This window comes from Kiloniella litopenaei, assembly GCF_000982415.1.
Taxonomy (GTDB): domain Bacteria; phylum Pseudomonadota; class Alphaproteobacteria; order Kiloniellales; family Kiloniellaceae; genus Kiloniella; species Kiloniella litopenaei.
The window spans coordinates 75,194-96,025 of the sequence record NZ_LANI01000023.1; the positions used below are offsets into that span (position 1 = coordinate 75,194).

The following is a 20,832-nucleotide window of genomic DNA, read 5'->3' on the forward strand; positions in this document are numbered from 1 at the left end:
CTAATGCTCAATATACTGGTATTTAAACATCCAGCCCCAAACGCTTGGACTGAAAAGAAGCAAAAGTTCCAATTGCGCCATACTTTTCTCTAACAGCTTGAAACTCTTCCCACTCAGGATATCCCCTTTTGAAAACCTGATCACTCATACGGGCATCTTTGGTCAGATAGATTCTCCCCCCATAGTCATGAACGATTGCATCCAGTTGATCCAACAATTCAAATGTCCGTTTGCTGACTTTAAAATCCAATGCCAGCGTATAGCCTTCAAAAGGAAAGGACAGAAAGCTATCATTCCCTTTGCCAAAGACTTTCAGAACAGAAAGAAAGGACCCGGCCCCGGATTGAGCTATCTTATCCAGAACACTGGTCATCCCCTCCAGGCCAGCGTCCTTTGGGATCACGAACTGGTATTGAACAAAGCCCTTTGCACCATAAAGTCGTGTCCAGTTTTCTATACCATCCAACGGATAAAAGTAGGGTCCATAGTGAACCCGACGTTTCTGTATTTTTTCACGCACCCGCCCGTAATAAAGACGGTTAAAAGCCCCCACAGAGAACCTGTTCAGACAAAAGATCGGCATATTAAAAGGAATGGAAGGCGTTGTTTTTTTCAAATCGACATACCCACCTGCTGAACTGTGTTTGCCCAGCATTAATAAAGATCGTCCCAGTTCTTTTCCGCGTTTTAAACAATCGATCCAGGCGACTGAATATGTCGCGGCGTTGTGTTCATCGAAAAGCGCCAGACATTCTTCTAGATTATCAGCTTTATAAGTGGTCTCTTCGATAAAGCTACTCTCTATCTTTTGTAACTTGAACGTCGCGTCGAGAATAAAACCTGTTAAACCCATTCCCCCACAACTAGCCAAGAACAAGTCTCGGTTTTCGGACGGCGAACAATTAAGAATATCGCCATTGGCAATCAAAATCCGAAACGACAAAACATGATCGCAAAAAGTACCAACATTATGATGGTTCTTGCCATGTACATCACTGGCAATTGCACCACCAACAGTCACAAACCTTGTTCCGGGTGTGACTATGGGAAACCACCCCTTGGGTACAAAAACACCAAGAATTTCATCCAGGCTAACGCCCGCATCACAACTAAGGACGCCCGTCGCGTCGTCAAAAGAATGAAAATGATTTAGATATCTTGTTGAAACAATAGTCGAAGAAAGAGAACTGTCGCCATAACTTCGTCCAAACCCACGAGCAATACAGGGTTTCGCGTCATTCTCTCTTAGACTGCGCTGTATCCCGTCCCCTGTAGAAGGGCTTAAAACGTCTGCCTCAACGCGTGGGTATTGACCCCATCCACTGATCAGCATTTTACTTCCTTCGAGATGAATACATACTTCTTATCCAGTTGGTATTTAATCCAGTATCCAATACCAAGGCCAATTATACCGCCGAGATAGCGCATCATTTTATCGTCAAAGATAAAATGAAATCCAAATTCAAACGCCCAAAACACAGCCGTCGTTAAAACCCCCATCATCGTATAAAGCATAAAAACTTTGCTTTCGTGCCCCATACCACTGGTTCGGTAACGAAATATATACCTTTTATCTAGCAAATACTTAGTAACAAGACCAACAGCTGTCCCAACACCTATAGACAAGACAAGAGCAAAAGGGCCGGAATAAGCTCTCAAAAATAAATCTTGAGAAGCTATATTCGCGATCGTCGCAACAATAGCAAAGAGACTGTAACTCACTAAAAGGTTCATGAAGGACTTCGGTTAAAAATAGATATGAATAATAAGACCCAAGAACAAAGCAAAAGTCACCCCTTTATCGGATTAAGCATTGCTAAGTTAATGCGTCCAAAGCACTGGATTAAAAATGGCTTTGTCTTGGCACCACTATTATTTACGGGATTATTTTCTGATCCTGATGCCATAACCAAGACGCTCACCATAACCTTTTTATTCTGTATCGCATCATCTGCTGTCTATGTCCTTAATGATATTAAAGATATAGATAATGATCGAAAACATCCTAAGAAATCGCAAACGCGCCCCTTGGCATCTGGCGCGATCTCCATACCACAGGCTTTAATTTTACTTGTCTGTCTCTATATCATTTTAATCGCTGGCTATTTCTTCTTGCCAGCGGCAACGCTTGTTCTCTTCGGCTATATCATTCTGAACATTGGATATAGCTTTTACCTCAAACACCAACCTGTTCTGGATATTTTCACCATTGCAATTGGTTTTGTGCTTCGTGTTTTTGCAGGTGCAACAGTTTTGCATGTGCCAGTTTCGGCATGGATGTTTGTTACCACACTTTGCCTGGCTCTCTTCCTCGCTGCGGTAAAAAGACGACAAGAGTTACAAGACCGTGGCATATCAGGTCGGGAAGTCCTGGGTGCTTATTCAATATCGCTGGTCAACCGCTTTGCTGAAATGGCCGCAACTGGTGCTTTGGTTTTCTATAGCCTTTTTGTTGTCACAACGCGCCCTGAACTGGCCATTACAATCCCCATCGTCTTGTTCGGGATATACAGATACTGGTACATTGTGGAAATGACAAATGCCGGGGAATCTCCTACTGAAGCGCTTCTTTCCGACCCCCAGTTAATGATCACGGTTGTCATCTGGATTATCGTTTCGGCCTATACAATCATCACAGGACAAGCACCCATATAAAAAGAGGCCACAAACGAGGGCCTCTTTCTCACGATACACAGGTTTCGATTTAGTTTATTAGAACTCAATCCCGCGCTGAGCTTTGATATTTTGATCTCTAAAGGGATGTTTAACCAAGGTCATTTCAGTGACCAGATCGGCAATTTCGATCATCTCTTCCTTGGCATTTCGCCCTGTAATGACAACGTGCAGGTCTTCCGGTTTGTTTTCAAGGAAATCAATAACCTCTTCCAGTTTCAGGTGATCATAACGAAGAGTAATATTCAACTCGTCCAAAACAACCATATCGTACTTCGGATTGTCACCGCGACAGGCATCAATCATCTCTTTGGATTTTGCCCATGCTTTTTCAGCCGCAGCAATATCACGCTCTCTGTCTTGCGTATCCCAGGTAAAACCCTCGCCAAGCGCATACATCTCAACCTGATCTGGGAATTTTTCCAGAACGTACTTTTCGCCTGTTTCCCACTTCCCTTTTACAAACTGGACAACGCCAATTTTCATACCGTTACCAACAGCACGTGTCGCCAAGCCAAAAGCAGCCGTGGATTTTCCTTTGCCCTTCCCCGTATGAACAATAATCAAGCCTTTTTCATTGACCTTGTTCGACAGCATCTTATCGCGGGCAGCTTTGCGTTTTTTTGATTTTTCATTCGCGCGTTCAAAATCTTCTGCGCTTTGTTGGTTCTCTGTATCACTCATTTAATCTTCTCCCCAATATCTTCTCTCATTATACAAGCAGCTAATTTATTTAGCTCAGTTTAGTCAACTGGCTACGATTTCGTCCAAAAGCGCCCGCGCAGAATTAGAACGTGCCTTCCAAAGATTCCTGTCCTGGGCTTCGATCATCCGTTCTGCCATTTCCCGCAAAGCAGCCGGGTTATTCTGTTCCAGAAATTCACGAACCTCGGCATCATCCAGATAGGCATCAAAAACAGCATCAAAGTGATGATCTTCAACTACTTTCGCGGTCGCTGCAAAGGCAAAAAGATAATCCACTGTTGCCGCCATTTCAAAAGCGCCCTTGTATCCATGACGCCTGACCCCATCAATCCACTTTGGGTTAACAACACGCGCCCTGACTACACGTCCGATTTCTTCCTGAAGCGTTCTGATCTGCGGACTTTCCGGGCGAGAATGATCATTGTGATAAACGGTTGGCTGCGCGCCGGAAAGATGACGAATAGCCGCGGTTATGCCACCTTCAAACTGGTAATAATCATCAGAATCCAGCAAATCATGCTCTCTGTTGTCCTGGTTATGAACAACCGCTTCCACATCTCTCAAGCGGCTCTCGAACAGGCCGTGTTCAGCTTCGCCGACACCGCCGCTGCCATAGGCATAACCGCCCCAACCTATATAAGCTTTGGCGAGATCTGCTTCGGTTTCCCAGCCACGCTCATCAATCAAGGCTTGTAAGCCAGCACCATAAGCCCCCGGTTTGGAGCCAAAAACACGATACCCAGCACGTTTGATCGCCGTCTTTTCATCCAACCCTTTTGCGATGAGATCAGCAGATTCTACCAAGACTCTCGCAGCCAAAGGATTCATTTTTTCTGGTTCGTCATCCAAGGCCGCCACCGCGCGACAGGCTGAATCGAACAAATCAATTTGCGCAGGGAAAGCATCACGGAAAAACCCCGATACACGTAACGTCACATCGACACGCGGACGGTCAAGAACAGACAAAGGCAGAATCTCGAAACCCACGACACGCCTTGAAGTCGGCTCCCACTTAGGTTGAACCCCCATAAGTGCCAGACCTTGTGCGATATCATCCCCGCCCGTGCGCATATTTGATGTTCCCCAAGCCGAAAGCGCCATGCGCTTGGGCCAGGATCCATTTTCCTGACGATAACGTTCAATCATCAGGTTTGCCGATTTCCACCCCAAGTGCCAGGCCGCAGGCGTCGGGACAACACGGGAATCAACAGAATAGAAATTACGCCCTGTAGGCAGAACATCAGGGCGCCCCCTCGTCGGTGCGCCAGAAGGGCCGGGTTCAACGAACTGCCCGTTTAATCCCCTGAGGGTTCCTTTAATCTCTTCGGCACCACAAGAGGTTACAATCGGTCCCATTCTAGTATTTATCTCGGCAAGAACCGGGCGTGTATTTTCCCATTCATCTGGTGCCTGCACCTCGCCGGATACCAGCTTTTGGGCCAATATTTCCAAGCGCTCAACAGTATCCCCATTGGTGCGCCAACTGCCTTCTGCGATTAGAATCTCTGGTTTTGGCCCAGACCACGTATCCCCAAAACGGCAATCCAGTGGATCAAATTCGATTGGGAAGTTCAAATCTTTCGCCAGTGACCGAATTAAAGAGGCATCGCCCCCCTTCCCTTCCCCACGCGGCAAGCGCGTCAGAGCAATAAGAAGATCATCCAAAAGACGTCCTTCCGGGGCCAGACCAAAGATATGCAAGCCATCGCGGATCTGCATTTCTTTCAATTCACAAAGATAGTTATCCAGTTTTGAAAGGGCAGCGTCTTCATCATCCGTTTGCTCAATACCACAGTCCTTGTCCAGACCAATTCGTTGCGTGATCTTGAGAATTTCGTCTCTCAAAACTTTCAACCGCCGAGGGTCAACCCCGGCAGCTTCGTAGTATTCATCACAAAGTTGCTCCAGATCTGCCAAGGGTCCGTAGGATTCAGCGCGTGTTAGCGGCGGTGTTAGATGGTCAATAATCACCGCCTGGGCACGACGTTTGGCTTGCGTGCCTTCACCGGGGTCATTCACAATAAAGGGATAGAGATGCGGTGTTGGTCCAAAAACAGCTTCAGGAAAGCATTCTTCTGAAAGTGCCAGCGACTTACCGGGCAGCCATTCCATATTCCCGTGTTTACCCATATGAATGATCGCATCGACCTTCTCTACCTGTCGCAACCATGCATAAAAGGCCAGATATCCATGCGGCGGCACCAAATCAGGATCGTGGTAGGTTTCTACGGGATTGATATTATATCCACGTGCGGGCTGAAGGCCGATAATGATTTTGCCACAATGAAACGCAGAAACTGCAAAGGCATCAGAATCTGCCATATAGAAAGGATCGTTTTCAAAAGCGCCCCATCTCTCCTCTACAGCTGCTTTCACACCAGCAGGCAACGCACCCCAGAACTGTCGATAGGCATCCAAAGAAATTCTGGACCTGATAACGCGTCCGTCAACGGCAGCATTGGTTGGCCCCTCGGCCATGCGCTCAACCAAAGCATTCCCGTCCACAGGAATATCGGAGACGCTATAGCCAGCATCTACCATTGCCCGTAAGAGCTGTATTGTACCCGCAGGTGTATCGAGTCCGACCCCATTCCCCATGCGCCCGTCCCTATTGGGGTAGTTCGCCATAACCACCGCAACCTTGCGCTCCGCTGCGTCTTTGTTTCTGAGCCGCAACCATCCTGCTGCCAAATCAGAAACAAAATCAACGCGGTCGGGTACTTCCTGATAACTGACAACAGAGCTTTGAGTTGCTTCGTCATAACGAGCTTCTGACTTAAATGAGACAGCACGAGAAAGGATGCGCCCATCAACCTCTGGCAAGGCAACATTCATTGCGATATCGCGCGCAGAAAGTCCACTAAGCCCCTCTCGCCATCCAGCCTCATTCCCACCAGAAAAAATAACCTGCAAAATGGGTGCATCAACAACATCAAAAGGTGTTTCTTTTCTGTCCGCACCGGGCGTTGAAATTGCAAAGCCCGTTGCATTCAGAATAATTCCGGTATCTGCATCTTTTAACAGCGTACTCACGATACCGGCAGAAATTGGTTCTTTCAGCGACGCACAATAAAGAGGTAAAGGATTAATACCCTTGTCCTGCAGCGATTTGATCAGCGCATCAACCGGCGCCAGATTGGCAGCCTGCAATAGCGCGCGATAAAAAACAATCGCAGCTACCGGCGCACCCGCTATCCAGTCATGACGCAAATCATCCAGTTCAGGATTGTCACGTCCGGGCCAATAGATGCCGGATCGTAATAAAGGCTTGGGCTCAACCCATTCAAAGTCATGGCCAATAATACCTGCAAGATAACACAGCAGATTTCGGGAATTGTCCGGGCCGCCGTGAATAAGATATTGCCAAACACGATGATATACATCCTGCGCAACCGTGGAATGGGCCGCAAGTTCAGCATCCGGCTGATCATCACCGGGAAGCAAAACCAATGGAATTTTCTTTTGCTTACAAATAGCCCGAAGTTGCTCTACCCCATAAGGCCAGTAACCTGCTCCCCCAAGTATCCGCGCGACAACCACCTTGGCATTGGCAATAATGTCATCAACATAGAGATCGACTGACATATTGTGGGATAACTGCATCAAGTTTGCCAACCGCAGAGACGGGTATGTATCTCCAATTACCTGTCTGGCCTGAACCAAGCTTGCCAGTTCTGTATCTGCCGCAGATACAATAACAATATCCCCCGGTGTTTGCCCCAGGTCGATTGCTTCGGATCCATCAGCGATTGCCCCGGGTTGGGCTTGTAACAGGTGCATAGAGTATTTCTCTTGGTTTGCGTTCTTGTTATCCCGACTTATCTCTAAGTTCCGGACTTATACTTATCTGGCTCGAGGTACAACACCGGGGCCTGACATATTATGTCCTCCCCCGGTGTTATATGGTTTTAGGCTGCAATTGCAGCACGAATGGCTGCTTCATCCATATCGTGATCACCAATAATCACAAGACGGGAACGACGCTCTATACCTTCTGACCATTCCTGATCAAAATAGTGTTGGAAACGACTACCGACACCCTGGATCACAAGGCGCATATCTTTATCAGCAACCGCAGCAAAACCTTTGACTCTAAGAATATCGTGCTCGGCCACAATCGGTAGCAATTTATCAATAAAGGCTTCCGGATTTGCGATCTCGCCCAACTCCACAGCAAAGCTTTCGAAATCATCGTGATCGTGTTCATGCCCGTCATCATGATGCGAAGGACGGGACTCCAGATCATCCTCGGCAGCAGCTTCCAGCCCAAGCAGAACTGCCGCATTAATTTCGCCATGAGAAATCTTCACGATCTTTACTTCCGGACGGATTTCCTTGCGAATTGCGGCCAGAACGGTATCCATATCCCCTTCGTTAAGTAGATCAAGCTTGTTCACAACAACCATGTCTGCACAAGCGAGCTGTTCTTCAAAAAGCTCCTCCAACGGACTTTCGTGATCAAGATTTTCATCTGCTTCACGTTGCTGTGCAATCGCTTCCGGGTTCGTCGCAAACAAACCATCGGCCACCGCTCTGCCATCAACCAGAGTAATAACACCGTCAACGGTTACGCGGGTACGGATTTCCGGCCAGTTAAAAGCTTTTACCAGTGGCTTAGGCAGGGCCAGGCCAGATGTTTCAATAATAATATGATCCGGGGGTGTTTCCCGATTTAACAGCTTTTCGATTGTCGGAATAAAATCATCGGCAACGGTACAACAAATACAGCCATTGGCGAGTTCCAGAACATCATCGTCATTGCATCCCTCGATGCCACAACCTTTGACAATGTCGCTATCAACACCGAGATCACCAAATTCATTAATAATAAGCGCAATTCTTTTACCGCCAGCCGTCTTCAAAAGATGCTGAATTGTCGAAGTTTTTCCAGCGCCGAGAAAACCTGTAATCACAGTGGCTGGAATTTTTGCTGCTTGAGACATACGTTAAAATCCTGCTTTTAAAATTTAGTCAGTCCTGTTGCAGATGGTTTAACCTGCATTGGCAATCCTGACACCATAAATGTTACGGAAGGAACGACTGCTGCAAGACGTTGATGTAAACGCCCTGCATAATCCCTGAAATCTCTGGACATCTTGTCCATGGGAACAATTCCTAAACCTACTTCGTTAGACACTAACACAACAGGACATGACAGCTCGGTCAAAGACGCGACCAGTTGTGCACCTTCTACGTCAGGATCGCGTCCTTCCATCATCAGATTTGTCACCCAAAGGGTCAAACAATCCACAAGAATGCTTGCATCAGGTCGTTGAATTCGTTGCAGGCATTGCACTAAATCCAACGGTTCTTCAAAGGTCGTCCATCGCTCCCCACGACGTTCTTTATGTTCATCAATCCGATCAGCCATCTCATCATCCCAAACTCTGGCTGTCGCAATATAAAAGCACTCTCCACCCTGCCGTTCGGTTAGCTGTTCGGCATAGCTGCTTTTTCCTGAGCGCGCGCCGCCCAAAATTAACGAATGAGCCAACGCAGTATTTTTTTCTGACATCACTCTGAACTCTTCATCTTAACAGATACCACACACATTTTCTTGAAACACTCTCGTAACCTTTTCTCTTGGACATACCATTGTTGCAAGGCAAATATCAAAAAGAGCCAGCATGAATAAAATCATCGACAGTTCGTTTTATTCCATGCAAATTCAAGAATAGACAACCAAGTGATGATTGGCCTCAAGTATAATGAAAAAACCCGATTTCAACGATAATTTCTGCGATAAATTGACCGAGCTTTTGGAATGGCGACGGGATGTTCGCCAGTTTAAAACGGATCCCCTCCCCAACGGTACATTGGACGAACTACTGGATCTTGCCTGTTTGGCCCCCTCAGTGGGTAACAGCCAACCATGGCGCTATGTATTGGTTGAAAGTGAAGCAAACAAAAAAGAGATCAAAGAAAACTTTGAGCGTACCAACGCAAAAGCACTTGAAGGCTATGACGGTGAAAAAGCGAAGTTATACGCCAAACTTAAGTTGTCAGGCATGGATCGCGCCCCGGTTCAACTAGCCGTTTTTGCACACGAAGAAACCGAACAGGGTCATGGGCTCGGCCATCAATCCATGCCCGAAATGTTACGATACTCTGCCGTATTGTCCGTTCATACACTTTGGCTTGCGGCCCGCGCAAAAGGCATCGGTCTGGGGTGGGTTTCAATCATTGATCCTGATGCCGTAAAACAAACGCTGGAAGTACCCGATGAATGGGCGCTTGTAGCCTATTGTTGTATTGGCTATCCGACCGAAGAAAAAGATACACCTGAACTGGTAACACTCGGCTGGCAAGAACGTTTGGGCGACTGCCGCAAGCTGCTGATTAAATAAAAAATGCCCGCTAAAACAGGCATTTTTTACGCTTCACAACATTATCTAATCTATGAAAGAGATTTGCCTAATTTACGAAAGGGATTTAGACGCAATCTCGTAAACATCATTAGAGAGATTTTCAGTATCCAGAATGCGCTGTAATTCAGCCTTCATCATTTTTTGATGTGTTACATTCATCCGACGCCAGCTGCCCAAAGGAGCCAAAATCTTTGAAGCAACCTGCGGATTTATACCGTTCAGATGAATAATACTATCCGCCAGGAAACGGTAACCCTCACCATCTTCCGCATGGAATCGTGCCGGATTTGCACCAGAAAATGCCCCGATAAGAGCCCTGACTTTATTTGGATTTTTATAAGAAAAGGCCGAGTGAGACAGTAGTTTTTTCACTTCGTCCAAGGCGTTAGGGATTGACGATGTTGCCTGCACGGCAAACCATTTGTCCATAACCAAAGCGTTATCAGCATAGCGTTTTTCAAACGCAACAAGTGCCTTTTCTCTTTCCTCACCCGGAATGTCAGCCAGCAATGATAATGCGGCCATACGATCAGTCATATTATCTGCTGTCTCAAACTGCTCGACAACCAGCCTCAAACACTCGGGATCATTTTCAATAACTGACAAATATCCAAGCGCAGCATTGCAAAGCGCCCGACGCCCAGCAGACGCAGAATCCGGACTATAGGCGACGGTCTCTTTACCCGCCAAATACAGTTCTTTGAATTGTTCGAACAAGGCCTTCGCAATACCGACCTTGAAAACCGACCGCACCTTTTCAACAGCAGCAAAGTCAGCAACTTCCATTTGTTCAGTAACATAATCAATAGATGGCAATGCGAGAATCTGCGCCAGAAACGCCGGGTCAAGCGACTTATCGGCGATATTTAATGCCAAAGCATCTGCATATTGATGATCAAATTCAACAACATCACCGTCTTGAACCGATTTCACCATCTTAAGCATCAATCTGGAAGCATAGGTTTGCGCGGCATCCCATCGACTGAAGGCATCTTTATCATGCCCCATCAAGAAGCGAAGATCTTCTGTAGAATATTTCGTTGACAATTTTATTGGCGCCGAAAAATTTCTATTTAAAGAAGGTACAGGGTGTTGATTCAGGTCGACAAACTTGAATGTTTGATGTTCCCGATCAAAACGAAGTGTTCGCTGTGTTGACGCATTCTCCACATTCTCCCCCTGAAGTTTCAAGGGTAACTCTTCGCCATTCTGTCCCAGCAGCCCGACGGTAAATGGTATCAGCAAAGGTTGCTTTAATTTCTGTCCAGGTGTTGGCGCAGTGATCTGATCCAATGTCAATGTAAGGCTTTGTTCTTTTTCATCATATGACCAATTGGCCTCGACTTCAGGGGTTCCGGCCTGACTATACCATAGACGAAAATGGTTAAGATCAGCGCCATTGGCATCTTCCATTGCGGCAACAAAATCATCACAGGTTACAGCCTGATTATCATGGCGGTTAAAATAAAGATCCAACCCTTTTCGGAAGCCATCTCTTCCTAGCAGCTCAGCCATCATACGGATAACTTCACCACCTTTCTCGTAAACGGTAGAGGTATAGAAATTATTTATCTCGATATAGGATTCAGGTCGGATCGGATGCGAAAGCGGGCCAGCATCCTCCGGGAATTGTCGGGCACGTAATGTTCGAACATCCTGAATACGTTTAACAGGTGCAGACCGCATATCCGCGGTAAACTCCTGATCTCGATAAACCGTTAAGCCTTCTTTCAAGCTCAACTGAAACCAGTCACGACAGGTAACCCGGTTCCCTGTCCAGTTATGAAAATACTCATGTGCGACAATCGCTTCAATACGCTCAAATTCCATATCCGTTGCCGTGTCAGGACTGGCGAGAATACATTTGGAGTTAAAGATATTGAGGCTCTTATTCTCCATCGCCCCCATGTTAAAATCACTCACTGCCACAATATTGAATATATCGAGGTCATATTCCAAGCCGAAGCGCTCTTCATCCCATTTCATCGAGCGAATAAGAGAATCCATAGCATAGGCACACTTATCTTCATTCCCATGCTCAACAAAAATCTTAAGCGTAACATCCTGGCCAGAACGTGTTTTAAAACCATCTTCGTAACAGGCCAGATCTCCGGCCACCAAAGCAAATAGATAACTCGGCTTTGGGAAAGGGTCATCCCAACGGGCCCAATGGCTTCCATCGTTCGACACACCTTGGTCAATCAGATTACCATTCGATAGCAGGATAGGATAACTTGTTTGATCTGCGTGCACCGTAACAGTGTATGTTGCCATGACATCGGGTCGGTCTGGATAATAGGTGATCCGACGAAATCCCTCGGCTTCGCACTGCGTACAAAAATTTCCACCGGACAAATAAAGCCCTTCGAGTTTTGTATTCTTAACCGGGTCAATATAGGTGACGACTTCCAACTCCCCCTCTGCCGGGAAATCAGGTATTATCAGAGAGAATTCCCCAAGCTGATATTCATCCGAACTCAGTTCCCTGCCATCAACGGCAACAGAGTCCAAACGTAATTCATCCCCATCGAGAACAAGGGGCTGTTTGTCATTTGAGTTTTGTCTGATTTTTAATTTTGAGTGAACTTTCGTTGCTTCGGACTTTAGGAAAAACGTCAAATCAACATGATCTACCAAGAAAGCTGGCGCGACATAATCCCTTAATTGCGTAGCTTTCACCTGTGCGTTTTTCATAATTCCTCACCACAAAACAACTATTATTTATAGAACATTCCTCTTGTCCCTAACATGATTAGGCACAAGAGGAAACAGCAACGTTAAAAAGGCTGTTCCAAATTGTTAAATAGCATATCTGGTAATTGGAATCATTTAATAATGAGCCTGAGCTCATCATGGATCTTCAGAAAAATATAGATGTTTGATTACCCATGAGATTGAGACGGCGATTAATCCTGGGCTATTTTCTCTCGCGATGAATGATGCTTATATGTCAAACACAAACGGGGATAATATAAACGGCCTATTCAGCTGCGAGATGTTTCATCTTTGCAAACTGTGCACTAAGGGATTTTTCTTCATCAAGCATGTCTTTGATATCGCATCCACACTTGCCGCACTGTGGAGCACAGTCCATCGCTTTATATACGCCCGCAACAGACGACGCGCCCATACCGACCACGTTTTTTACATCTTTTTCTGTAAATCCATTACATATGCAAACGTACATTTTTTCTCTCGCCGTTGAGAATGATTTTCATCCACGACTCATACATAGTGTAAATGAGAATTGATTGCAAATAGATTAATATCGTAATTTACATAAATTTCCCCTGACACCCTCTGGTAAAGAAAATTAAAAATAGGGTGTAAATACAAAGATTATCATTTATGAGAGCAATATAGCTTATTAGGAGAATACCTTGTCATTTCTTTTATCCCGAAAATCCATCGTCACCCAATGGATGGTTGACCCAGCCCCAAGCAAAGAAGACATCAACTATATGCTACGTGCCGCTGTCACTGCGCCTGATCATGGATGGTTACGACCATGGCGCTTTATCGTTATTGAAGGAGATGCAAGAAATAAACTGTCAGATCTTTTTGTAGAATCCCTCAAAAAAAGAAATCCCGAAGCAACAGCAGAACAGCTGGAAAAAGAAGGAAGCCGCCCCAAACTGGCGCCTCTGGTTATTGTTGTCTGCTCTGTTATGACTGACGAGAAACCCGGTGTTCCCAAAAATGAACGCGTTCTCTCGGCCGGGGCAGCGGCTCAAAATATCATGCTCGCCGCACACGAACGAAATTACGGTGCTATCTGGCTAACTGGAAATGCTGCTTATGACCCCAATGTCAAATCTGGCTTAGGCCTTGAAGAGAACATGGATATTATCGGGTTTCTCTATGTAGGCAGTGTTGAAAGGGACGTAAAAGAACGCAAGCGGCCAGATCCTGAAGACTTCACTATCTACTGGAAATAAACAGTTTTAATGTTTTAACCAATCAGACATCCAACAAAAAGCCCTCTCGAGTTAACAAGAGAGGGCTTACACAAAAAGAAAAAAAACGAAGGCAATACCAACATTTTTTCTGCTTTTACTCTTTGAATTATAAACTTTTAATAAAGACCAGAAGACCAGCCCCACCAGCCAAAATTATGGTAAGGAGAAGAAGTAAGACCCATAAACTTGGACCACTTTTCTTAGCGTTCTTTGGTTCTGTTTTTTGGCGGGGACGTTTTTTTAGTGGCTGACGCTCTGACCGATTGACTTTTGTAGCAGGTTGTCGCGCTTTGGCTGCCCGATTATCTCTATCGGCAACAGTGGTTTCATAAATCACCCGCTCACGACTAGAGTTACTATTTTCATCATAGGTTTCCTGAACTACCCTCACAGCTGAAAAGCGCTTGGAATCATACAGCCTTTTCGCTGTGGATAGAGCCATATCCTTGTCATCCAGGACACACTCTAAAACCCAACGATTATTCTGATATGTATCGACTTCGAAAGAAACAGCCTGAGACATCGTGGCGTTAATCCTTATTTATTCGTCACTTTTCGGCAATTTGCACCGCCAAAGAGTGCATCGACAAATTCATCGTCGGAGGATAAGGGCATTAACGTGCTTCGATACAAAAGCTTATCTCCGCCATCCAGGCACTCGCCACCAATACTGACAGGAACCCCAAGCTCCAGGACTCTCGGCATGAAGCGGGTTGCCTGCTTGATTAAGCTTTCTTCGGCGCAAGAACTAACTTCCTTCCCGACCAAGGGCGAACGATCTGTAGGCCAAATTAAAGAGCCCACATGATGAAAGGTTGCGTTTTCACCCTCATCACCCAGCAAAATCAAAAAGCACCAATCCCAGTCGTCACCCAACTCAGATGCTTTAATATCATCCAAAGCCGGCATCTTCCGACCGTTTTTCTTCTTTTCCCAATAATCAAGCAGACGGAAAACGAGGCGCCGTTCGATACCTTTATATTCTGCCATTAAGACAACCTTTTGATTTCATGACAATTTCGCACCCTTTCTGTGTAACATCGAAATGGTAAACAAATGGTCAAACATTCACTTTGAGGCCTGTTTGACTTAAGTTTGCCCCAGCGAAAGTCCGACTGAATGAATTGATATTGCCTAGATATCCGCAATCACTTACAACAGACACAAATTATATTTGACTTAATTCAGCTGGTACTATGACAGAAAATCCAACGATCAGTATTATTGGCCTTGGTTATGTTGGCCTGCCCCTCGCAATTCATCTGGCCAAACATTATAAAGTTACTGGCTTTGATATAAACCAAAACCGTATAGACGAACTCGCCCAAGGTTTTGACCGAACTGGCGAAATAGAAACATCCGACTTACGAAACTCAACACTTCGCCTGACAAGTGACACCGCTGAACTCGGTGGTCATAATGTCCACATCGTCACTGTTCCAACGCCTGTTGATAACAATAATGAGCCTGATCTTACCCCGGTCAGAAAAGCATCCGAAACCGTAAGTACTTTCTTAAAAAAGGGGGATATTGTTGTTTATGAAAGTACCGTATATCCCGGCGTGACCGAAGATATTTGCGGCCCGATACTCGCACAAGGTGCAGGCCTGAAATGTGGGCAAGATTTCTTTCTTGGTTACTCTCCCGAACGCATAAATCCTGGTGATAAAGAACATACCGTTGATAACATCACAAAAATTGTTGCAGGCCAGACACCCGAAGTCGCCCAGATACTTAAAAACATATATGGTACAATGAATGGCGATAAAATATTTTTAGCAAAAAATATTAAAACAGCCGAGGCAGCGAAAGTAATTGAGAACGCGCAAAGAGACATTAACATTGCGTTCGTCAATGAAATCGCCGTTATTTTCCAAAAGTTAGGCATCTCGGTTTATGATGTTTTAGAAGCGGCTGGAACAAAATGGAATTTTCTAAACTTTCAACCCGGCCTTGTCGGGGGACATTGTATTGGTGTTGATCCTTACTACCTTGCACATTGTGCGACAGCATCAGGGCACGACCCCAAAGTCATTTTATCAGGGCGTTCAACAAATGAAGCGATGAGTAAAGCTGTGAGTAATGCCATTCACAACACAATACTCGCCAGAAATCCAAACAATCACGCCCCTCGCACCCTTGTTCTCGGACTAACATTTAAAGAAGATGTACCGGACCTGAGAAATACCAAAATCACCGATATTATCGATGATTTGAAAGAATTAGGTCACCATATTGATGTACACGATTCAATGGCAGACCCTTTGGAAGCAAAAGAATTTTTCGACATTGACCTTCTACCATCTCTTGAAACCGATAAACCTTATGACTGCGTGATTGGCGCTGTTCCCCATAGTGGTTATAAAGAGCTAACAAACACCAACATTCAGCAAATAATCAAACCAGATGGTTTAATTGCCGACATGAAGGGAATGTGGCGTGATCGCAGCTTCGATAATGGTTACGGATACTGGTGCCTATAGAAAAGATAAATTAGGCACCAGTCCCAAAGAGGGCTAGATCTAGAGGCATTGAGCTATTCATCATGCACACCATGACGAGAAATCTTGATGTCTCTATGAAGCCACACTGACATGACAAGCCCAAGACCGACCATCACCGTCAACATCACCGTCCCCCCATATGATATTAACGGTAAAGGAACGCCGACGACAGGTACCAGCCCCATAATCATCGCGATATTGATAAAAACATAGAGAAACAAATTAAAGGTAAGCCCAATGGCCAATAATCGGCCAAACTGATTTCTCGAACGCAAAGAAATAGCCAGACCATATACCATCAATAGAATATACAGTCCCAACAGAACAAGCCCACCAACCATACCAAACTCTTCAGCAAGCATGGTAAAAATAAAGTCGGTTTGCTTTTCTGGTAAAAAGTTCAAATGGCTCTGTGACCCCTGCAAAAATCCCTTACCAAATACACCGCCGGACCCAAAGGCGATCTTGGATTGATGAATATGGTATCCCGTGCCTAAAGGATCTTGTTCGGGATTTAAAAAGATCAGAACCCGATTTTTTTGATAGGTGTGTAAAAACTGCCACCCTATGGGGATTGCGGCAAGACCCGAGACCAAGACCACTGCAAACTTCCAAAGACGAACACCCGCACAAAAGAACACTGCCCCGGACGCCATTACAAGCATACCAGTGGTACCCAAGTCTGGTTGCCTCAAAACAAGAACCGAAGGGGCAAAAACCATGATCAAAGGGATGATCAAGAAGGTAATGCGCCCAATATCCTCTTGGGAAACTCCATGAAAATAACGAGCCAGCGCAAAGACAATCGCAATCTTCATCAACTCTGATGGTTGGAGCTGAATAAATTTCAGGTCAATCCATCTTTGCGCCCCCATACCAACACTTCCCATAACTTCAACACCGACCAAAAGTATTAAAGCACCAAAATAGAAAAGATAGCTGACACGGAACCAAAATCTGATGTCAATAAGAGCGACAACAATCATCATCACAAAGCCAACAGCAAAACGAATTGCCTGTCTTGAGGCCCAAGGATCAAGGTTTGCATTCGCAGCCGAATAAAGCATCCCCAAACCGATTGATGCGATCATGCAAATAAGAACAATCATGCCCCAGTTAAGCTGCCAGAGCTTCTGCCCCAGGGTAATTTCAGGATTGTGTCGTCCAAGATAATGAGGCTGTTGACCCATAATTACGACTCTCCAGCCAAATTGGTTATTTCTGCACTCTGCTCCAGTGGTAGCGCAGGCGTTCGTGCAGGATCTCTTCTTTGCGTTTCCAGTAATATATCGCGCGCTATCGGGGCCGCACTTTTAGACCCGCCACCATGCTCGACAATAACAGCACAGGCATAACGAGGATTATCGACAGGGGCATAGGCCACAAACAAACCATGATCCCTGCGGCGCCATGGCAAATCTTCATTCTTGAAAATTCCAGCTTGTCTTTCCGCAAGTGTAATTCTGCGGACCTGTGCTGTTCCAGTCTTACCAGCCAACTCCCAACCTTCTTCCTTGATACGGTATTTATATGCCGTACCACGGGGATTGTTCGAAACAGCATCCATCCCCTGATAAATCATCTTCATGTGTTCTGAGGGAATTCCCAAATCCTCAAACTCTGGGACAGGGTAGGCAACAGTTTTCGCACCCTCCCTATATCCGCGAGCAAGGCGCGGTATTACCTTTTTTCCCCCAGAAGCTATTCTGGCCGTCATAACACCCAACTGAAGTGGCGTAGCGAGAACAAACCCCTGTCCAATGGACGTGACAAGTGTCTCTCCCCCTTGCCAAGGTTCCCCGATATTAGCTTCTTTCCATGCTTTTGTAGGAATAACACCAGAACGTTCACCGGGTAAATCAATACCAACCTTCTCGCCAAGGCCAAACTTGTTTGCCATTTCAGCAATTTTATCAACCCCGATGCGCCGAGCGACATCATAGAAATAGATATCGCAAGAATGCTGTAGCCCTTCGATTAAATTAACGGTACCGTGTCCCCCGCGTTTCCAGCAATGAAAACGTGCATTACCAAGCTTCATAAACCCCGGACAATAGGCCGTGTGACTCAGCGCACCAATACCTTCTTTCATTGCGGCCAAAGCAACAACCATCTTAAAGGTTGATCCCGGCGCATAAGTCCCGGCAATTGCCTTATTCGTAAGCGGCGTATAGGGATTATTAATCAATCCATTCCACTGCTTGCTACTAAGCCCCAGATTAAAGGCACTTGGATCATACCCAGGAACAGACCCCATCGCGAGAACATCCCCGTTTTGGATATCTATGACGACACTGGCAGCAGATAGCTCACTCATCAGCCTTTGCTGCACAAATGTTTGCAGGCCGGCATCAACCGTCAGGATCATTTCCCGACCGCTTCCACCTTCATTCCTAGAGAGCTCTCTGATAACACGACCATATGCGTTGACTTCAAATTCACTGGTTCCAGCCTGCCCGCGCATATCGTTATCATGATATTTCTCGATACCACTTTTGCCGATCCTAAAACCGGGAAGCTCAAGCAACGGATCCCCCGTCAACTCTTTCTCTGAAACAGCCGCTACATAACCCAGGATGTGGGACATATTAGCCCCGTACGGATAGAAACGGGTTTCACCAACTTCGATGCTCGCCCCAGGCAAATCAGCTGCATTCACTTCGATACTGCTAACCTGATCCCAGCTTAAATTATCTTTTACAGTAACGGGGACAAAACCTCGTTTACGCTTCACATCCCGTAAAATACGTTTGTAGTCATGTTCGGAAAGCTTAATCAGCTTAGCCAACGCATCAAGCGTTGCCATAAGATCCGGTGTTTGTTCTTTCACCACAACGACACGGAAATTCTGCTGATTATTTGCGACTTCTACGCCAAAACGATCCAGAATGTTGCCGCGTCTGGGGGGAAGTAACCGCAAATTAACACGGTTGTCCTCAGCCAGGGTTTTATACTTCTCGGCCTCAATAACCTGTAGATAATACATGCGGCCAACAAGCGCAGATAACAATGCAGCCTTTCCACAAGAAAGCATCAGTATTCTGCGTGTAAAACCTTTATGACGGTCCTGGTCTTCGTGAACCATCGGCATAAAATAAATCCTAATCCTTGAGTAACGTTCGCTGAATCAAGGCAAAAATCCATGAAAAAGCAGGGTATACAGCAACAGTTGTCAGGTTTTGAAAAATCACTGGCCTATAATCAGGAATACCCGGTTCCAACACGTATATTAAGACCCATTTAAACAAAAAAGCCAAACTGGAAAGAATAAAAAAATTAATCCAAAGCGCCGGAAAGGATGCACCAACCAGAAACTTGCGCTGACTATTTAAGGCTAGGCAAAACAGTAGAAGAATTAAAGGACCAACACCCAACAAAATACCGGATAAAAGATCATGAATAAACGCCAAACCAAACACGGCCCATATTGGCATCAAGTCTGGGCGATACAGTGTCCAATAAAAAACAGAAATCAATAGTATTGAGGGAATAACCTCAGCTAGATTTGGAATACGTAGAGGAACAAGAAATAGTATCGTTAGCAGAAGCGTAATCGTAAAGGGACAGGCAGAACGAGCTAATCCATCAATACGTTGCCAAAAAGTCGGGTTCACTTTTGTCTCTCGGCCCCACTATCCGAATAAAGGATATCCAGATTTTGCTTCAAACCGTAGTCTTCCAAACGTAAGAACTCCAGATTTCCCCAATCCGCATAGGGGCGGACTTTGATAGCAACATCCGTTAAAGAGTGCACGACCCCGATGGGTAACCCGGCAACAAAACCGCCACCCTGCCCCGAGGTATAGATCGCATCCCCTACTTTAACATCGGCGCCTTCATCCAGATAAAGTAAAGAAGGAGAAGGAGAATTATCTCCGGCCAAGATTGCTCTGGACCGAGACGAGCCAATAAAAACAGGAATACGACTACTCAAATCAGTAAGAAGAATGACACGAGAAGAATGACGGCCAACTTCAGCCACGCGGCCTGCCAGTCCCAAACCGGTCATCGCGGCTTGACCTTTGGTTATTCCGTCCAAGCTACCCGCATTGACAACAACAGAACGCACAAAAGATCCGCCCTGGTCCGCAACGACCATTGCTGTTGTGATATTCGGTGCACGTGTCGGTGCAAGATTTAACATTCCACGCAGGGAAGCATTTTCACCTTGCAGCTTGGCAGCCGTAATTTGCCAACGACGCAGATTTTCATTCTGACGCCGTAACTCTTCATTTTCCGATTTCAGGGCAACGTAATTTTGAGCTGTTTCAATCGTATCACTGATCATTACAACCGGACGATTGGCGATCTCCATCAACGGCGATACGCCGTCAACAACGGCTGTACGCACGCGCTCAACACCAACATTTCCTGTTTTTGCCAGAACAATCAATGCGATAGCAACAACGATCAAAACCGCATAAGCAGAACCGTGAAGCCACGCCTGAACAGGCGTTGTCACATGACTGATGGCTCCAATTCTCTTATTCAAGCTCTGCTCCTGTTACATTTAACATGAGATAATTGCCACAAACCTTTGAAAATATTCTATATACTATACACCAAAAAGTTAAAAAATAACTTTTAAATTGATGAAGATAAAAAATAACTTCAAATTTGAGG

18 protein-coding genes are annotated in these 20,832 nt (G+C 45.6%); 4 read left to right on the plus strand and 14 right to left on the minus strand.

Annotation, left to right across the window (positions count from 1 at the left end; all coding sequences use genetic code 11):
• Nucleotides 1-22 precede the first annotated feature (22 nt).
• Together WH95_RS15650 and WH95_RS15655 are read right to left on the minus strand one after the other, a co-directional pair.
• A complete protein-coding gene (locus WH95_RS15650; RefSeq protein WP_046508996.1) occupies nucleotides 23-1,333 on the minus strand; it encodes an FAD-binding oxidoreductase in 1,311 nt (436 codons plus the stop codon).
• Nucleotides 1,327-1,734: a GtrA family protein gene (locus WH95_RS15655; protein ID WP_046508998.1), complete on the minus strand. Its 408-nt coding sequence runs from the start codon at nucleotides 1,732-1,734 to the stop codon at nucleotides 1,327-1,329. The genes WH95_RS15650 and WH95_RS15655 overlap by 7 nt, the downstream gene beginning before the upstream one ends.
• A gap of 24 nt (nucleotides 1,735-1,758) precedes the next feature.
• On the opposite strand from WH95_RS15655, the gene WH95_RS15660 reads away from it, so the two are divergent.
• Entirely contained in the window at nucleotides 1,759-2,655 is an 897-nt protein-coding gene (locus WH95_RS15660) for a decaprenyl-phosphate phosphoribosyltransferase (RefSeq protein WP_046509001.1), read from the plus strand.
• 57 nt (nucleotides 2,656-2,712) lie between these two features.
• Here WH95_RS15660 and cobO read toward each other — a convergent pair whose 3' ends face one another.
• The 4 genes from cobO to cobU all read right to left on the minus strand — a co-directional run bounded on the left by cobO (nucleotide 2,713) and on the right by cobU (nucleotide 8,893).
• Nucleotides 2,713-3,357: a cob(I)yrinic acid a,c-diamide adenosyltransferase gene (cobO, locus tag WH95_RS15665; protein WP_046509002.1), complete on the minus strand. Its 645-nt coding sequence runs from the start codon at nucleotides 3,355-3,357 to the stop codon at nucleotides 2,713-2,715.
• A gap of 63 nt (nucleotides 3,358-3,420) precedes the next feature.
• Nucleotides 3,421-7,158, minus strand: a complete 3,738-nt coding sequence (gene cobN / locus WH95_RS15670; RefSeq protein ID WP_046509004.1) for a cobaltochelatase subunit CobN — start codon at nucleotides 7,156-7,158, stop codon at nucleotides 3,421-3,423.
• A gap of 128 nt (nucleotides 7,159-7,286) precedes the next feature.
• Entirely contained in the window at nucleotides 7,287-8,321 is a 1,035-nt protein-coding gene (gene cobW / locus WH95_RS15675) for a cobalamin biosynthesis protein CobW (RefSeq protein ID WP_046509007.1), read from the minus strand.
• Nucleotides 8,322-8,338: 17 nt separating this feature from the next.
• Nucleotides 8,339-8,893 (minus strand): bifunctional adenosylcobinamide kinase/adenosylcobinamide-phosphate guanylyltransferase, encoded by a 555-nt coding sequence (gene cobU / locus WH95_RS15680; RefSeq protein ID WP_046509010.1) that lies wholly within the window; start codon nucleotides 8,891-8,893, stop codon nucleotides 8,339-8,341.
• Between the two features lie 193 nt (nucleotides 8,894-9,086).
• Between cobU and bluB the strand changes: the two genes are divergently transcribed.
• Nucleotides 9,087-9,725, plus strand: a complete 639-nt coding sequence (gene bluB, locus WH95_RS15685; protein WP_046509012.1) for a 5,6-dimethylbenzimidazole synthase — start codon at nucleotides 9,087-9,089, stop codon at nucleotides 9,723-9,725.
• A 72-nt stretch (nucleotides 9,726-9,797) separates the two neighbouring features.
• Here bluB and pepN read toward each other — a convergent pair whose 3' ends face one another.
• A complete protein-coding gene (gene pepN / locus WH95_RS15690) occupies nucleotides 9,798-12,440 on the minus strand; it encodes an aminopeptidase N (protein ID WP_046509014.1) in 2,643 nt (880 codons plus the stop codon).
• Between the two features lie 286 nt (nucleotides 12,441-12,726).
• Nucleotides 12,727-12,933 (minus strand): (2Fe-2S)-binding protein, encoded by a 207-nt coding sequence (locus WH95_RS15695; RefSeq protein WP_046509017.1) that lies wholly within the window; start codon nucleotides 12,931-12,933, stop codon nucleotides 12,727-12,729.
• A gap of 193 nt (nucleotides 12,934-13,126) precedes the next feature.
• Here WH95_RS15695 and WH95_RS15700 point away from each other — a divergent pair, with 193 nt between their 5' ends.
• A complete protein-coding gene (locus tag WH95_RS15700) occupies nucleotides 13,127-13,684 on the plus strand; it encodes a nitroreductase family protein (RefSeq protein WP_052742077.1) in 558 nt (185 codons plus the stop codon).
• Nucleotides 13,685-13,811: 127 nt separating this feature from the next.
• Here WH95_RS15700 and WH95_RS15705 read toward each other — a convergent pair whose 3' ends face one another.
• The gene (locus WH95_RS15705; protein WP_046509019.1) at nucleotides 13,812-14,228 is read right to left on the minus strand and encodes a hypothetical protein; all 417 of its coding nucleotides are present in this window, start codon (nucleotides 14,226-14,228) and stop codon (nucleotides 13,812-13,814) included.
• Nucleotides 14,229-14,242: 14 nt separating this feature from the next.
• Entirely contained in the window at nucleotides 14,243-14,695 is a 453-nt protein-coding gene (locus WH95_RS15710) for a PAS domain-containing protein (protein ID WP_046509020.1), read from the minus strand.
• 206 nt (nucleotides 14,696-14,901) lie between these two features.
• Between WH95_RS15710 and WH95_RS15715 the strand changes: the two genes are divergently transcribed.
• On the plus strand, nucleotides 14,902-16,188 hold the full coding sequence (locus tag WH95_RS15715) for a nucleotide sugar dehydrogenase (protein ID WP_046509023.1): 1,287 nt from the start codon (nucleotides 14,902-14,904) through the stop codon (nucleotides 16,186-16,188).
• Between the two features lie 53 nt (nucleotides 16,189-16,241).
• Here the strand turns inward: WH95_RS15715 and rodA are convergent, their stop codons facing one another.
• From rodA to mreC, 4 genes are read right to left on the minus strand one after another with little or no spacing between them, the layout of a single operon-like run.
• On the minus strand, nucleotides 16,242-17,399 hold the full coding sequence (gene rodA, locus WH95_RS15720) for a rod shape-determining protein RodA (RefSeq protein ID WP_046509025.1): 1,158 nt from the start codon (nucleotides 17,397-17,399) through the stop codon (nucleotides 16,242-16,244).
• A 2-nt stretch (nucleotides 17,400-17,401) separates the two neighbouring features.
• Nucleotides 17,402-19,300: a penicillin-binding protein 2 gene (gene mrdA / locus WH95_RS15725; RefSeq protein WP_046509027.1), complete on the minus strand. Its 1,899-nt coding sequence runs from the start codon at nucleotides 19,298-19,300 to the stop codon at nucleotides 17,402-17,404.
• 10 nt (nucleotides 19,301-19,310) lie between these two features.
• The gene (gene mreD, locus WH95_RS15730; protein WP_046509028.1) at nucleotides 19,311-19,823 is read right to left on the minus strand and encodes a rod shape-determining protein MreD; all 513 of its coding nucleotides are present in this window, start codon (nucleotides 19,821-19,823) and stop codon (nucleotides 19,311-19,313) included.
• The gene (gene mreC, locus WH95_RS15735; protein WP_052742078.1) at nucleotides 19,820-20,701 is read right to left on the minus strand and encodes a rod shape-determining protein MreC; all 882 of its coding nucleotides are present in this window, start codon (nucleotides 20,699-20,701) and stop codon (nucleotides 19,820-19,822) included. Before mreC ends, mreD begins: the two co-directional genes overlap by 4 nt.
• Nucleotides 20,702-20,832: the final 131 nt, after the last annotated feature.

What these genes read in the sequence shown, in the direction of transcription:
- WH95_RS15650 (WP_046508996.1), bottom strand. Translation starts at nt 1,333, where the DNA reads ATGCTGATCAGTGGATGGGGTCAATACCCACGCGTTGAGGCAGACGTT.
- WH95_RS15655 (WP_046508998.1), bottom strand. Translation starts at nt 1,734, where the DNA reads ATGAACCTTTTAGTGAGTTACAGTCTCTTTGCTATTGTTGCGACGATC.
- WH95_RS15660 (WP_046509001.1), top strand. Translation starts at nt 1,759, where the DNA reads ATGAATAATAAGACCCAAGAACAAAGCAAAAGTCACCCCTTTATCGGA.
- cobO (WP_046509002.1), bottom strand. Translation starts at nt 3,357, where the DNA reads ATGAGTGATACAGAGAACCAACAAAGCGCAGAAGATTTTGAACGCGCG.
- cobN (WP_046509004.1), bottom strand. Translation starts at nt 7,158, where the DNA reads ATGCACCTGTTACAAGCCCAACCCGGGGCAATCGCTGATGGATCCGAA.
- cobW (WP_046509007.1), bottom strand. Translation starts at nt 8,321, where the DNA reads ATGTCTCAAGCAGCAAAAATTCCAGCCACTGTGATTACAGGTTTTCTC.
- cobU (WP_046509010.1), bottom strand. Translation starts at nt 8,893, where the DNA reads ATGTCAGAAAAAAATACTGCGTTGGCTCATTCGTTAATTTTGGGCGGC.
- bluB (WP_046509012.1), top strand. Translation starts at nt 9,087, where the DNA reads ATGAAAAAACCCGATTTCAACGATAATTTCTGCGATAAATTGACCGAG.
- pepN (WP_046509014.1), bottom strand. Translation starts at nt 12,440, where the DNA reads ATGAAAAACGCACAGGTGAAAGCTACGCAATTAAGGGATTATGTCGCG.
- WH95_RS15695 (WP_046509017.1), bottom strand. Translation starts at nt 12,933, where the DNA reads ATGTACGTTTGCATATGTAATGGATTTACAGAAAAAGATGTAAAAAAC.
- WH95_RS15705 (WP_046509019.1), bottom strand. Translation starts at nt 14,228, where the DNA reads ATGTCTCAGGCTGTTTCTTTCGAAGTCGATACATATCAGAATAATCGT.
- WH95_RS15710 (WP_046509020.1), bottom strand. Translation starts at nt 14,695, where the DNA reads ATGGCAGAATATAAAGGTATCGAACGGCGCCTCGTTTTCCGTCTGCTT.
- WH95_RS15715 (WP_046509023.1), top strand. Translation starts at nt 14,902, where the DNA reads ATGACAGAAAATCCAACGATCAGTATTATTGGCCTTGGTTATGTTGGC.
- rodA (WP_046509025.1), bottom strand. Translation starts at nt 17,399, where the DNA reads ATGGGTCAACAGCCTCATTATCTTGGACGACACAATCCTGAAATTACC.
- mrdA (WP_046509027.1), bottom strand. Translation starts at nt 19,300, where the DNA reads ATGCCGATGGTTCACGAAGACCAGGACCGTCATAAAGGTTTTACACGC.